We start from the raw sequence: 15,226 nt of genomic DNA, 5'->3' as shown, positions 1-15,226 counted from the left end.
GAAAAAACAGTGATGGATGACCAATCAAACCCAAAAAAAGAAACTAATTCACAGCAAAAGTCTGGTTTGTTAAATTTCATTGCCGAGACAACAGAATCTGCAATGAATACAGGCAAAGCGGTTGTTGACACAGCACTTGATTTGGGGGAAGCTGCTGCTAAACAAACTTATCGATGGATTGGACAAGCGACGCAAGGAACCGGAGATGCGGTAACTTATGTTGGCAATCTTCCCTTTGTTAAACAAGTGGCAGGGGTACTCAGGCTTGATTGGTTAGTTGGGGTCAGCGATCGCATCGACTTAGCCAAAGCCGAAGCTCAAGTCAAGGAACTCCAACAAAAGTATCCCAATGAAGATGCCAGCGAAATTGCCCATCGCATTATGGTGGAAAAAGCGATCCACGCCGGTGGTGTTGGATTTGCTAGCAGCATTTTACCCGGTGTCGCGGCTGCACTGCTGGCGATCGATTTAGCGGCGACTACTGCCATTCAAACCGAAATGGTTTATGAAATTGCCGCCGCTTATGGGATGGATTTGCAACAGCCAGCCCGAAAAGGCGAGGTTTTGGCAATTTTTGGGTTAGCGCTAGGCGGTAGCAACGCAATGAGAGCTGGTTTGGGCTTTTTACGCAACGTACCGCTGGCTGGCGCGATGATTGGTGCGAGTACCAATGCTACGATGCTGTACGCGCTGGGATATGCGGCGCGCCAGTTTTACGAAGCCAAACTGAGGGAAGATACTGAAGAACCTGGAACCGAAACGCTGCAATCGATTCAGCAACAAAGCGAGAAATATCTCGATGTTGCGATCGCGCAGCAAGCAGGGATGGATCAAATTATGGTTCACATGATTTTGGCAACTTATCCCAACAAAAACTGGGAAGATATTTTGCCAGAATTGAAGGCATTGCAATTAAATGCCGATTCTCTCAAAAGGATTGCTGCTAACATCAAGTCCCCCAAACCATTGGGTGCATTGTTAGAGCAACTTAACCCCGACTTTGCAGTACCGCTATTAGCTCAATGCCGTCGCATTGCCGAAAGTAGCGGAGAGGTTTCCGAAGCAGAACAGAGGGTGCTGGATGCGATCGCACAAAAACTCAACGGTCAAGATGTGGCTTCGATGTCCACTTGAAAAAAATTGTTGGTGCGTTAGCTTTCTGCGTAACGAACCATCCCCAATATTTACTGGGGCTGTGTAAGTCCTAAATTAGCCTCACGTTACAGTAATCTACCGCCTTAAGATAGAGTTTGACATGGCTAATTTCACTACTATCAATAACGACTGATATCAATTCCGGCGCAGGCAGGAATGATATCAAATCCGCGTTTCCGGAGTCGGGCGTAAAGTCGAATCAACCTGCCAACAAATAATTCGCGCAATTTTCATTTTGTTGACCCCTCCTTCTACAGTCAACAGTCACCAGTCAACAGTCAACAAGCATTCCGGTGCAACCGGAATCGATATGATGCAAGAGGAAGTTTTATGAGAGCAGAAATATCCGGAGTCTGGGACAAGATTGAGAGCATGATCAATGGCTTCATTGTCCTGCTGCCTAATATGATACTAGCGTTCCTTGTTTTCGGAATCTTTTTCTTTGTTGGCAGGTCAATTAAGAGAGCGGTCAGGCGACTTACCCGCAACCACCGCCAATCCCGGAATTTGGGGCTGGTGTTAGGAAGGTTAGCACAGGGTATTACTGTTCTGGTTGGTCTGTTTATTGCCTTGTCGATTGTAATTCCCACATTTAAAGCAGGCGATTTGGTGCAACTGCTGGGAATTAGCGGGGTAGCGATTGGTTTTGCCTTTCGCGATATCTTACAAAACTTCCTAGCTGGTATCCTAATTCTTTTGACGGAACCGTTCCAAATCGATGACCAGATTGTGTTTAAAAACTTTGAGGGAACGGTAGAAAATATTGAAACTCGCGCTACAACAATCCGAACCTATGATGGTCGCCGGATTGTAGTTCCCAATGCGGAATTGTTCACCAATTCTGTTACTGTGAATACCGCCTTTGAGAAACGCCGGATGGAATACGACGTTGGTATCGGCTACGGCGATGATATTAACCGAGCCAAGCAGTTAATGATGGAAGCCCTGCAGAGTGTGGATGAGGTTTTGAATGACCCTGCTCCTGACGTGCTGCTGATGGAACTTGCAGGAAGTACCGTCAATATCCGCGCTCGATGGTGGATTGCTCCGCCGCGACGACTTGACGATCTGCGATCGCGGGACAAGGTGCTTTCTGCGATTAAGGAAAAGCTTACTGCCAATGGCATCGACTTGCCCTTTCCTACGCAGCAAATTTTGTTTCACGACCAAACCGAAGAGACGGATGGCGATCGCAAACGTCAACGCGAAGGATGGCCCGCTGGTAATGGCGAAGTTCCCAAACCCCGCAGCATCAGCGGTTCTCTGCAAAAACTCATTGAAGTGCGATCGCAACAAGATGGCAACGGACAATCTTCACGCCACCCCAACTCATGAAAAATGTCAAGTTAAGCAAAATTTGGGACTCGCTGCACTCTAGCTACTGGTTTATCCCAACGTTGATGGCGGTGGGGTCGATGATTTTAGCGATCGCAATGCTGAGAATTGACCGCACGGGTAATATACCAAACTGGAGGTGGATTTACACGGGTGGAGCCGATGGTGCGCGAGCGGTTCTTTCATCGGTTGCCGGTTCAATGATCAGCGTTGTTGCTACAGCTTTTTCTATTACTATTGTGGCGCTTCAGTTAGCGAGTTCAAATTTTGGTCCCCGATTGCTGCGTAATTTTATGCAGGATACGGGCAATCAAATCGTGCTTGGCACTTTCATTGCCACGTTTATTTACTGTTTACTCGTACTGCGAACCATTCATGCAGAAGGAGAAGGATACAGTCTCTTTGTACCCCAACTCTCGGTTACAGTTGGTACCGGATTGGCAATTGCCAGTATCGGCGTACTGATTTACTTTATCCATCACGCATCAACCATTATTCAAGCCTCCCATATAATTACTCAGGTTAGTGGCGATTTAGACAAAGCTCTAGATCGTCTGTTTCCCGAAAAAATCGGAGAAGGTAAAGCGAACAACTCGCGACAAGTCGGAGAAATTCCTGCAAATTTTGACTCGGAAGCAAGTCCAATCAAAGCCACGGGCGAGGGTTATTTGCAAGCAATCGATGACGACGAATTAATGAAAACTGCCCGTAAGTACGATCTGCTTGTACGTCTTACAACTCGACCGGGAAAGTTTATCGTCAAGGGCAGCGATTTAGCGATGGTTTTCCCGGAAAAAGAGGTGAATCAAAGCCTGAAACAACAGATTAACGATGCTTTTATTCTGGGCCAAGAACGGACTGAATATCAAGATATAAAATTTCCCATCGATCAGTTAGTTGAAATTGCCTTGCGTGCGATTTCTCCTGGTATCAACGATCCGTTTACTGCGATTCGGTGTATCGATCGACTCAGCGCCGGATTATCCCGCCTCGCTGAAAGGGATTTTCCCTCGCCCTATCGCTACGACGATGAACAAAATTTGCGCGTCATTGTTGAAGGAGTGACGTTTGAAGGGTTAGTCGATGCTGCCTTTAACCAAATCCGCCAGTACAGTAAATCAGATGTGGCGGTAACAATTCGCTTATTGGAAGCTATAGCTTGCATTGCCACTTACACCCACAATTCCAAACAACGAGAAGCTTTACGCCGTCAGGCGGAGATGATTTTAAATAGTAGCGGCGAACAAATCTCTCAAGAGCAAGACCAGAAAGATGTGCAAGAGCGGTATCACCAAGTCATTAAAGCTTTAAGACATGATTAATTGGGTTGAGCATAATTATGGTAATAGCAGCAGCTTTACGCCTGGCTCCTAATACTTTAGCTTTAACCGCGCTGAGTGCCATTGGTTTAGCCCTGACACATTTATTTTGCGGCAAGTTGCGGTTTGCACCTATTCCTCGCAGTGGCTGGCTTTCAGCGGCGGGTGGGGTTTCGGTAGCTTATGTTTTTGTGCATATTTTACCGGAACTAAATCAGCACCAAGCGGTATTAGAGCAAGTAGAAGCAGGAGTTATTTCCTATCTAGAACACCACGTTTATTTAATAGCTTTGTTAGGATTGACTGTATTTTACGGCCTGGAGCGAATGGCAAACTTATCTCGTCAGCGTGGCGAAGATGATGTGACCAGTCTTGGTGTTTTTTGGTTGCACATTGCCTCTTTTTCAATCTACAATGCTCTGATTGGCTATCTGCTGCTGCATCGGGAACAACCAGGCTTTACCAATCTGCTGTTGTTTTCTTGTGCAATGGCACTGCACTTTGCAGTGAACGACTCTGGTTTGCGGGAACACCACAAGCATATTTACGATCGCATCGGACGCTGGATACTAGCAGCAGCTATTATTGTGGGGTGGGTGTTGGGTAGCGCTACAGAAATTGGAAAAACTGCGATCGCAGTTTTATTTGCTTTTTTAGCCGGAGGAATTGTTCTCAACGTTCTCAAAGAAGAATTGCCAGAAGAACGAGAAAGTCGGTTTTGGGCATTTGCTCTGGGTGCTGGAATTTACACCGCTCTTTTATTGGCTTTGTAGAGGAATCAAATAAAGCCAAAACGTTCGAGCTTAAAACGATTAGAAGGAGCCAATCCTTCTTCCCGGCGCCGCTTAAAATTACGGGGATAATTTTTCCGAGCACGGCTACCAAATGCGACGGTATTAACAGTCTTAACTTTAAAATGTAAAGCTCTGCTCATAGTTTAAATGCTTAAAAGCTTACATCTAATGACAGACTTTTTACTCCATCATATAAATGTTTAGTTACTAAAAATACCCCCTGATCAGTTTTGGCGATTTCACGCCATATATTGTCTGCCAACTCTTGAAGTTAAAGAGTCACTTTTTCGCCCTTACCTGAGTGCTCTATGATTAGGGTGAACCCCGTTTTTTGCGATTTGTGGGTAAAAACATTGTCTCTCGCAACCACACCATTTATCGACGCATGGGGGTATGGCGGTGGGACTTGTTTCCTTGATGAGATTTTGGCGACGTGGAAGCGCCAACTACACTACAATGGATTTTACCATGAGAGGGACTAATTTTTTGTTTAAGTCCCTATAATTAACATTAAAGACCGCAGCCACTCAAGAGGTATTGAAAAATTTATGTGTCTCGAATCAGGGCATATCCTGCACGAAAGCTACCAAATTATCGCTTTGTTGGGACAGGGAGGGTTTGCTAGAACCTACACGGCTGCACAAATAAACAAACCTAATAATCCTCTGTGCGTTGTTAAAGAAATTCCTTTTCCCTCATCGAACGATCCGCGCGTCTTGGAGATGGCAAGGAGGCGGTTTGAAAGGGAAGCTAGCGCTTTGCACCGTCTCGGGCAAAACTCGTGCATTCCGGAATTATTCGATCGCTTTGAAGAAAACGATTGTTTTTATTTAGTTCAAGAATACGTTGAAGGACATCCCCTCTGTAAAGAACTAACTGCGGGCGATCAGTGGAATGAGAAAAAAACCGTTGCTCTGTTGCGGCAAGTTCTGGAAATCTTAAAATGTGTCCACCAAGAAAAAATTATTCACCGCGATATTACACCTGCTAACTTAATTCGGCGCGAAACCGATAAAAAAATTGTTTTAATTGATTTTGGGGCTGTCAAAGAAATCAGCACTTTTACTTCTAACTCTACAGGTGAAATATTCACATCTCAGGTGATCGGTACCAGCGGTTATATGCCGGCCGAACAATACAATCCGCGCTCTCTCCCGCAACCCTACAACGACATTTACGCCCTCGGAATCATCGCCATCCAAGCTCTCACCGGGCGGCGTCCCACAAATCTGCCGCAAGACCCCGAAACTGGTGAAATTGTCTGGGATTACTCGACGCCCGATCGCCCTGCGGTACAAGTTAGCAAGAAGCTCAAAAATATTTTAACCCAGATGGTGTGCTTCCACTTTCAGCAGCGCTACCAGTCTGTTGAGGAAATTTTGCAAGGCTTGGATTCGATCGTCGAACGGCCCGAGTTAGGCAAAACTTCGCGGAAGTTGCGATCGCGCTTTCGCTGGCTGCTGTTCGGCTTTGCGGGAATTGCGGCTTTTGGGGCTAGCGTACTTTTAATCCCCAGAATTTTCCCGCTAATCCCCACAATTTCTCCGCAACCAACGCTGCCTACCCCCTCCGCAGATGGTGTAAGTTCCGGCGAAAAACTCTTAGTGCAAACCTCCGCCCTGTGGTCAAAACAAAGGGGAATCAATGAGTTTGCCGACGGAAATTATCCCGAAGCTTTAAAATTGCTCAAACAGTCCTGGCGGGAAGACCGCAGAGACCCAGAAACTTTAATTTACATCAACAATGCTCTGCTAAAGGCAATAAATGCAGAATATTACACGATCGCAATTGTTGTTCCCATCCGCAGAAATCAGGACGGCAGCATCTTCAACGCAAATTTAGCAGAAGAACTGCTGCGTGGCATTGCTCAAGCTCAAACCGAAGTTAATTTAAGTCTCATCAAACCCAATGACAGCAGCAATAAAGATTTTCCAGGCCAAGGATTTCTCGAAGCAAAAGCTATTAGAAAAAAAGGTCTCAAAGTCATCATTGCTGATGACGGAAATATCAAATCCTACGCCGTTCAAAGGGCTAATTCACTGGCCGCCCAACCCGATATTTTAGCAGTCATCGGACACTACACCAGCGACATGACTGTGGAAACAGTAGATATTTACAATCAAAATCAACTAATCGCCATTTCTCCGGGAAGCACCACAGAAGAACTGACGCGAAAACCTCGAAAATTTTTCTTTCGGACGGCTCCGACAACTAGCATAGAAGCTGAAGCTTTAGTAAATCAACTGTTCTTGGTTGGTGAGAAAAAAGCCGCAGTATTTTACAATCCCAACAGTCCGTTCAGCGCTTCTTTGTGGGAAGAATTCAAAAAGCAATTTGAAGCAAAAGGAGGCTCGACTTTTAGGCTACGTAATTCTTACGACTTATCTAAAAATAATTTTGACGCCGAAACAGCAATCCAAAAAGTTGAGAAAGCCGGAAAAACAGCCTTACTTGTCATTCCCGACGGTCAAGTCACTAATTCCCTGGAAAATGCGATCGAAATGATAAAAGCTAACCGCGATCGCAATTGGATTGTCGGGCCCTGGACGCTGTACGAACCGAGAACGCTAGAAGTAGCAAAAGAGCTAAAGTCTATTGAAAAACTGGGAATATCCCTGTTTTGGCATCCGCTAGCAAGCTTTGACAAAAAATTTCCTGTAAACGCGGAAAAATTGTGGGGAGGCCCGGTGAATACTCGATCGGCCTTAACCTACGATGCCGCCCGGACACTGATTAAAGCCCTAGAAATGCAGCCAGAACCCAGCCGCGAAGGAATGCAAAAAACCTTAGCCGATCCCAACTTTAAAGCCGAGGGAGCAACGGGTATAATTGAGTTTGACTCAAAGACTGGAAATCGGAAAAATCCTCCCAAACGAGTAGCGCATATTGTACCATGTTCTACAGCAATATATGGCGTTACTTTTGTGCCGATCGAATTTCCCACAGCCGCGGCTGCAGGTTTAAAGTGCGATTGAATTGATATCTTGTGGCATTGTCAACAAACCTGTAGAGGGCGGACAGAATGCCCACCCCACAAGAAAATTTACTCTTGGTGGAATAGGCCGGAAAGCCTGTTGTTAAGAATGATGCAATATGTGGGAGTAATTGATATCTTGCGGCATTGTCAACAAACCTTTAGAGGGGAGTTTTACCAAATATAATTGCCTAAAATCAATAATCTCATAAACCCGCCCCCACCCGCAGATAAAATGCTGGATAGAGAATTGTGCAAGATGTGCGAGTGAATTGATATCTTGTGCCGAACGCAACAATCCGCCAGATGTTTCAATCCCACAGCCGACTATTGCCACAGGTGCAACATATCAATTTATTAGATATATTAAACAAGGTTAGTTTTTTCTATAATAACGCTTATGGCTGTCAATCTCGCTTCCCCAACAAGTTCTAGTCTCAAACCAGAAGCCCAAAATATCTCAGCACTCAAACAAGTCTTTCAGACAATTGATGCCGATAGCTGTCCGGGTTCCTATAATTTTCATATGCACACAGTCTACTCCGACGGGCGATTGCAGCCAGAGAAATTGATGGAACAAGCCATAGCCGGAGGTCTCAAAGGCTTAGCTATCACCGACCACCACAGCACCCAAGGCTACCTTAAAGCTCAAATTTGGCTGGATAATTGGAAATTAAACCATCCCGACAAAAATAGCGAAGCACCTAGTCTCTGGACAGGCGCTGAAATTAATGCCGAATTGCTCAACAATGAGGTACACATTCTCAGTTACGCCTTCGATCCGCAACATCCCAGTCTCAAACCATACCTACGAGGTAAAAGCACGGAGGGTACTTATTGTTATTCAGCAGCCCGGGTAATTGAAGCTATTCATGAAGCAGGAGGTTTAGCAGTTCTCGCACATCCTTGCAGGTATCGATCTAGCGCAGATCAACTAATCCCAGAAGCAGCCAGTTTCGGCATTGACGGTGTAGAAATTTACTATGCTTACGGTAATCCCAATCCTTGGATACCGAGTCCCAAACAAACTGCTTTAGTCAAAGATTTAGCAGAAACTTATGGTTTGCTGGGAACTTGCGGAACCGACTCTCACGGCCTGAGTCTTCTAGTCCGAATTTAGATACTTCGGAAATAAGAAGTGCTTTATCCTGTCATTACCAGTCTAAGCGTTAGCGGATACATCTCTTATGAAAGCAATCACAATGAGCCGAAAACAAACAGTTGATCAGGTCATATTATGTCCGTTAAAATGACTACCATAAAATTGTTTGGTAGTGAGGACTTCAGTCCTCATAAAAGTTTGAGGACTGAAGCTTTCACTACTTGCCTTATAACGCCTATTTGACGGGACGTGATATCCTTTCGATCGCCAGGATGAGCTTTCGCCCTCCAAAAGAAAGCAATTGCCAAAGCCGGTATGTTGCAACTCCTAAAGACATTGCGCCCTAAAAACCAGTCGCCCTTCTACCGTTCGGGGAACAACTGACAGGCCCTGTTAGTTGGCTGGTTTGCCCAATCCAAGCGAGAATTCCCAAATCGATCCATCCAACCTTCCAAATAAGCTCGATTAGCCTTTTTTTCCTCTGGATCGGAGGTATTCATTGGATGAGGTGCTAGACCCAAAATAGTCGCCGTCGTCACGCAAAACATCGACTTCTGAAAACTCTGGCAAATTTGCACCCGCAGATCATCTTCACCCCGACAGCTAGTGCGATAAACTTCGTGCAAATACTCCGGCAGAAAATGCCGCATATCTTGCATTAATTGAGTTGGCGGAATCCCTGCACCTCCAATAGGTAAAGGATCAGCAAACAAAGCCCCGTAGGCAAAATCTTTTTGTTTTTCCGGGATTTGATGGGCTTGAGCGTTGTAGGAAACTGTACCAAAAAAAGCTGTGCCCCGAAAGAAAACAGCCTCTACATAAGGCACGGCTACATCTGGTAAAAATGTCAAATTAGCCGTCGCTGGCAGTATATCGTAGACTTGACCGTGAATCTTGACGCTGTAGGTAATCGGTAGGCTGGCCGCGGCGACTAAACCGGCTTTGACAAAATCAACTACATCAGAAATAGACTTAGTTTCCCCTCGATCGTAGGAATCAGATAAGTCTATAAACAAATCGCTCATTACCCGCCAAAACTGACCGAGACCGGTGTAATAAGCCAGCATCCGCACTTGTTCCGGCAAAAAATCAGGAAAGGTTTTGTTTAGTCCCTGCATGAAAAAATTGCCTTTCAATTTAGCCGCGATCGCCTTTTCGGCCAAACTGCTAAATTCCGGGGAATCCAAATAACTATCCAAACCGCCGCCGCCGTGCCAAAGCATTGTTCTCATGCAATACTCAGCATACTCAAAATTTATGCGATCGTGCCACCAATAGCGAATTAATTTGGGCAGCGTCACATCTCCGTTGAAATATTTAAAAAACGGAAAAAGCACTAAAAACTGTTCTTCTGCAATATAATTAAGATTGCGAGAATAGGCATCAAGAACCACACCGTAACTTTTGAGAATGCCGACAACTTCAACTACATTTTCCGTAGATTCAGGCAGTAAAGCTTTGCCTGATTCCAAGATGTCAATGTATGCGGATAGGGGATGGGAAGATGGTTTTAATACGGTACTTGTCATTTTAATTAAGCCTGAATAGAAGGAAGAACGAAGAAATAGGTTTGTAGTAAGGACTTTAGTCCTTAAATGATGGGCTAAAAACTGTTAAGAGAAGACTTGCACTCCTCACTACGAACCTATGGACTAAAAGCTGTTAAGAGAGGACTTGCATTCCTCACTACGAACCTACGTCATATTTTATTTCAAGTTTTGAGCAATAACTTTAACTTGCGGTGGCACATTAGCAACCATTCCGATCGCAGTTTTTTCGCTCAAAGCAATTAAAACTCCCGGCTGCACTCCCATGATGGCGATAATTATTGCTAAAACCAGCGAAGGGATGCGATCGCGCCAGCGGACTTGCGGCAAATTTACCACCACATCCGAAAGGCGGCCGAAAAAGGCGCGGTTGACCATAATTAAAAAGTAAACTGAAGTTAAACCAGTGCCGATCATGCAGAGCAAAGTTTGCACGGGAAACACTGGCAAACTGCCCCGAAACATCAAAAATTCAGCAATAAATCCAGCCAAACCCGGAATGCCGGCACTAGCCATCACGCCGAGGATCATTAAACTGCCAATCATCGGCAAACCGCGATCGGGATTGAACAAACCTTTGAGGACATCGATGTTGCGGGTGCCGGATTTTTTGTAAACAACGCCGACACTCAAAAATAGCAGCGCCGAAATTAAACCGTGGCTAACCATTTGTAAAACAGTTCCCAGCATACTAATCGGAGTAGCTGCGGCGCTAGCTAACAAAATGTAGCCCATGTGAGCGATCGAACTGTAAGCTACAATTTTTTTCATATCTTTTTGGGCGATCGCACAACTGGCCCCGTAAAGCACACTCACCACCGCCCAACTCGCCAAAGTCGGCGCTGCCACCGCCCACGCATCTGGAAACAAACCCAAACCAAAGCGCAGCATCCCGTAAGTTCCCAGCTTCAAAAGCACCCCCGCCAGCAGCACCGAAACCGGCGTCGAAGCTTCTACGTGAGCATCCGGCAGCCAAGTATGAAAAGGCACTAAAGGCATCTTAATTCCAAAAGCCAGCAATATCCCTGCCAGCAAAACAATTTGCCTCACCAAAGGCAAGGGCAATCCTCCTTGCAAATGCGAGGCGCCCGCTGCACCAACCATATCGAAACTCGAAGCACCGCTAAGCCAACCAGTGCCCAAGAAAGCAGCCAGCAGCACAATTCCCGAAAATGCAGTATAGATTAAAAACTTAGTAGCAGCATAACCTCGGCGCTCGCCTCCCCAAATCGCAATTAACAGGTAAAGCGGAATCAATTCTACCTCAAAAAACAGGAAAAACAGCAGCAAATTTTGAGATAAAAAAGCCCCTGTTACGCCGCCTGTAATTAACAGAATCAAAGAATAATAAAGTCGAGGTCTGCGGATCGACTCATCCGTAGCGTAAATAGCTACCCCTGTCAGCAGAGTATTTAAAATTACCAAAGGCAAAGACAAACCATCAACGCCGAGATTGTAATTCAATCCCAAAGCATCTATCCAAGGAATAAATTCCGAAAACTGCAACTGACTGATACTGGCATCAAACTGAACTGCCAAAATCACCGAGAGAATAAAAGTTATACCCGCAATGGCGATCGCGACATTCCGAACTATTTTAGAACTCACTGAACCGGGCCAGAGCCCAATCAGGGCAGCGGCCAACATTGGTATCCAGATTAAAGCACTGAGCATCAATTAAAACTTTCCTTTGTTACACAGTATTTAGAGCTATATTTAACATTAACGCAAAGCAACTACATATAAAAGCGATCGGCTGATTTTCTTGTTAACATAGATTCAAATATCTCTGGAATCCTCCTATGACCTCAAGTCTTACAGATCGAGAATATTTGCGAATTAAATCCGGTTCTCCTTCCACCCGTCTCACCGTTGCCGACTTGGAACAACTGCAAAGTATACTATCGGAAGCGCATCTAGACTACCAATTAGAACTGGTAGACGGGAAGATTATCCTTATGGGCCCATCAGACATTGTATCGAGCGAAATTGGGGCAGAGTTTGGCAGACTTTTACTAAACTGGGTCAAACCTTGCAAACTCGGACGAGTATTTGAATCTAGCGGCGGGTTTATCCTCCCCAATTCTGATCTGAGAGCTCCCGATGTTTCTTTTGTGACAGCCGATCGCCTCAAACAAAGTAAAAGGTATTTTGCCGAACTTGTTCCCGACTTAGTTGTAGAAATCAAATCTCAGTCCGATCGCCTCAAACCCCTGCAAGAAAAAATTTTATCATTTATCGAACTCGGAGCAAAAGTAGGAATATTAATCGACCCAGACAAGCGCACAATAACAATTTACACTCCCCAAGCAGAGCCAGTGGTATTGAGAGACGGCGACATGATTTCAATTCCCGAACTTTTGCCCGGTTGGGAAGTTGCGGTGACAGAATTGTGGCCGATCGAGTTTGAGTAAAATGAGATAAAAAAGCAGACAAACCCAGAATAAAATCATCTGCGTTCATCTGCGTTCATCCGCCCTCATCTGCGGTTAAAAATTAAATAAAACTAGATCAAAAGCAGACAAACCCAGAATAGATTCATCTGCCAAACTCTGCGGTTTAAAACTGCCAAATAATCAACGCCAGCAATACAGCAACACCCGCCGCAATAGTCAACACATAAAACTGCGACTGACCGGTGCCGCTGTACTTCAACCCTTCACCGCTAAAAATTGTGGCAAAACCGAACAAATTCACCGCCCCGTCCACCACATACCTATCAGTCCAAGCGCTGATTTTAGAAATAAAAGCCACAGCCCAAACCACAGTCAAGCGGTAAACTCGATCGATATAAAAATCGTAAGCAAACAAATCCTGCAACGCCGGCACCGGCAGCCTTACCGGTCGAGGTAAAACCCCGTACCAATAAATCGCCACCCCAACCGCAACGCCAATCAACCCAGATAACATTAACAGCGGAAGATGCAGAGTCTTCAACAGCAAATTTAAAGTATCAAAATCCCCCGTTTCCGCCCAAGGCCCAGTCCAACTAATTAAAAGTTGCCACTCCTGCAACATCCAAGGCACCAACAGCCCCATTACGGTCAAAATTACCATCGGCAAAGCCATTGGCCAACCGACTTCTGGAGCTCTGCGAGTTTTCGGCTGCGCTTTTCCAGCAAACACTAAACCGAATATGCGAGTTAAATTTAGCGCCGTCAAACCATTAACCAAAAGCAACACAATTACCAGCCACAAAGGCAGAGTCCAAAAACCGTTGAGCCAGCGCCGCATCGCCCAAAAGTTGCCCAGAGGCAACAGCGCTACCATCCCCGCAGCGCCTACTAAATAAGCCGTAGTCGTGGCAGGCATCTTCGACCACAACCCCCCCATTTCTGTTAAATCTTGAGTGTTAGTTGTGGCAATAACTGACCCTACGCTCATGAATAATAAGCCCTTGGCGATCGAGTGCGCGAACAGCAACAGCAAAGCAATGTCAACTTGATTTAGCCCCACGGCGATAAACACCAAACCCAAAGAAGCGCTGGTAGAATGCGATAGTGCTCTTTTGATGTCGATTTGGGCGATCGCCACCAAGGAAGCGCCAACAGCCGTCACCGCACCCAAAACCACCAGCACCGCATCCGTCACAGGTGACAGCGCTAAAACAGGCTGAAGTTTAATCAAAACATAAGCGCCAGCGCCCACAACTACCGTATTCCGCATAATCGAAGCCGGATTGGGCCCTTCCATCGCCTCGTCGAGCCACAAATGGAAGGGAAATTGAGCGCACTTGGCTGTAGGTGCGGAGATTAAAGCCAAACCTAAAAGAGTCGCCACTAGGGGAGACAAAGTTGCAGTTTCAGCCCATATTTCCAAATCGGAAAAATTCAAACTTCCCGCTAAAGTTGAAAGCGTCACTACTCCCATCAGCAGTGGCACGTCTCCTACACGCTTGGTTAAAAACGCATCACGAGCGGCTGTTACTACCAGCGGTTGAGCGTACCAAAACCCGACTAGCAAGTAAGTTGAAAGCGTCAGCACTTCCAACAAAGCGTAAGTTAGAAGCAGCGAGTCGCTAATGGCAATGCCGCTAATTGCCGCTTCAAAAAAACCGAGCAGCCCAAAAAATCGAGCTAGCGCCCAGTCTTTTTCCATGTAGCCAAGGGCGTAAATTTGTGCTAGCAAACTCAGAAAACTAACTAACTCCATTGCTCCGACGCTGACGGTGGAGATTTCTATTGCAAAAGACAAATCTAAATCGGCTGCTTGCACCCAGTGCACGAGCAATTGTTGGGGGGGTTGATCCCAAGTCGCTGTAAAAATAACTGACCCGTGTATGAAAGCCAACACCGTCATCAGCAAATTGAAGTAAGCTGCCGGTCTCGGGCCTGTTCTGCGAACGGTTCCCGTAGACCACGGCAAAGTTAAAATTGCGCCTATCAAGCCATATAAAGGTACCCACCAACAGGCTTGGAGGAGAAATTGAGTCATGAGAAAAATGGGTAGAAACCCCGTGCTTTTAGCACGGCTTTACATTAATTAAAATCCCCTCGCGGGGTGGAGGGGTATGGTTGCCCCTCCGATGAGGTATGGTTGCCTCAAACTCCCATTTCTGGGGTAAAGTTAGCTTCGCCAAGGTTTTCTGAGCTTGCGCCGGCTAGCAGCACTACTTCAGTGACCTTAAAGTTGTTTAACTACTAGCGACAGAGCAGGGGACTAGCTTCGCATCCGCCCGGTGTCGTGACTCAAAAAACGTAGTCAGTTAAGACTTAGGCTGGGCAGGATGGCTTGTTAGATTTCTCTTTCAAGCCTCATGCCTTGAGGCTGAGGTTCCTGACTTAATTTATCCCTTAAACTTCAAATTACCGGCTGCCTTTATACAAAAACAGTCGCGGGCGATCGCGCGATACCCTAAAACTTTGACTAAACCCGATCGTATAGTTGTGGCAAAATAATTTGCACTCCAGATTAACTATACATTAAACCATCAAAACTGATAATTATCTCAATACAAAATTACTAGCTGACCAGACGAGGCACTCAAAGAAAAAAATGCC

At 45.7% G+C, this 15,226-nt stretch carries 10 protein-coding genes; 7 read left to right on the top strand and 3 right to left on the bottom strand.

The window, feature by feature from the left end; all coding sequences use genetic code 11:
* Window positions 1-12: 12 nt before the first annotated feature.
* From NDI35_RS03570 to NDI35_RS03545, 6 genes are all read left to right on the top strand, one after another.
* Entirely contained in the window at window positions 13-1,134 is a 1,122-nt protein-coding gene (locus NDI35_RS03570) for a hypothetical protein (protein ID WP_445311531.1), read from the top strand.
* Window positions 1,135-1,485: 351 nt separating this feature from the next.
* Window positions 1,486-2,490 (top strand): mechanosensitive ion channel family protein, encoded by a 1,005-nt coding sequence (locus NDI35_RS03565; protein WP_445311530.1) that lies wholly within the window; start codon window positions 1,486-1,488, stop codon window positions 2,488-2,490.
* Window positions 2,487-3,812, top strand: coding sequence for a DUF2254 domain-containing protein (locus NDI35_RS03560; protein WP_445311529.1), 1,326 nt, complete (start codon window positions 2,487-2,489; stop codon window positions 3,810-3,812). Before NDI35_RS03565 ends, NDI35_RS03560 begins: the two co-directional genes overlap by 4 nt.
* A 17-nt stretch (window positions 3,813-3,829) precedes the next feature.
* A complete protein-coding gene (locus tag NDI35_RS03555) occupies window positions 3,830-4,582 on the top strand; it encodes a hypothetical protein (protein ID WP_445311528.1) in 753 nt (250 codons plus the stop codon).
* Between the two features lie 569 nt (window positions 4,583-5,151).
* The gene (locus NDI35_RS03550; protein ID WP_445311527.1) at window positions 5,152-7,578 is read left to right on the top strand and encodes a bifunctional serine/threonine-protein kinase/ABC transporter substrate-binding protein; all 2,427 of its coding nucleotides are present in this window, start codon (window positions 5,152-5,154) and stop codon (window positions 7,576-7,578) included.
* A gap of 399 nt (window positions 7,579-7,977) precedes the next feature.
* Window positions 7,978-8,697, top strand: a complete 720-nt coding sequence (locus tag NDI35_RS03545) for a PHP domain-containing protein (RefSeq protein WP_445311526.1) — start codon at window positions 7,978-7,980, stop codon at window positions 8,695-8,697.
* A gap of 344 nt (window positions 8,698-9,041) precedes the next feature.
* Here the strand turns inward: NDI35_RS03545 and NDI35_RS03540 are convergent, their stop codons facing one another.
* Window positions 9,042-10,208, bottom strand: a complete 1,167-nt coding sequence (locus NDI35_RS03540) for a CO2 hydration protein CupB (protein ID WP_445311525.1) — start codon at window positions 10,206-10,208, stop codon at window positions 9,042-9,044.
* A gap of 177 nt (window positions 10,209-10,385) precedes the next feature.
* Window positions 10,386-11,900, bottom strand: coding sequence for an NADH-quinone oxidoreductase subunit M (locus tag NDI35_RS03535; protein WP_445311524.1), 1,515 nt, complete (start codon window positions 11,898-11,900; stop codon window positions 10,386-10,388).
* Window positions 11,901-12,028: 128 nt separating this feature from the next.
* Between NDI35_RS03535 and NDI35_RS03530 the strand changes: the two genes are divergently transcribed.
* On the top strand, window positions 12,029-12,640 hold the full coding sequence (locus tag NDI35_RS03530) for a Uma2 family endonuclease (RefSeq protein ID WP_445311523.1): 612 nt from the start codon (window positions 12,029-12,031) through the stop codon (window positions 12,638-12,640).
* A gap of 145 nt (window positions 12,641-12,785) precedes the next feature.
* On the opposite strand, the gene NDI35_RS03525 is transcribed toward NDI35_RS03530, so the two are convergent.
* Window positions 12,786-14,660 (bottom strand): NAD(P)H-quinone oxidoreductase subunit F, encoded by a 1,875-nt coding sequence (locus NDI35_RS03525; protein WP_445311522.1) that lies wholly within the window; start codon window positions 14,658-14,660, stop codon window positions 12,786-12,788.
* Window positions 14,661-15,226: the final 566 nt, after the last annotated feature.

The sequence above is a fragment of the Microcoleus vaginatus FACHB-2002 genome, assembly GCF_040004035.1.
GTDB classification, from domain to species: Bacteria; Cyanobacteriota; Cyanobacteriia; order Cyanobacteriales; family Microcoleaceae; genus Microcoleus; species Microcoleus vaginatus_C.
The sequence above is the reverse complement of the archived record's forward strand: the minus strand, read 5'-3'. Positions and strand labels throughout refer to the sequence as shown.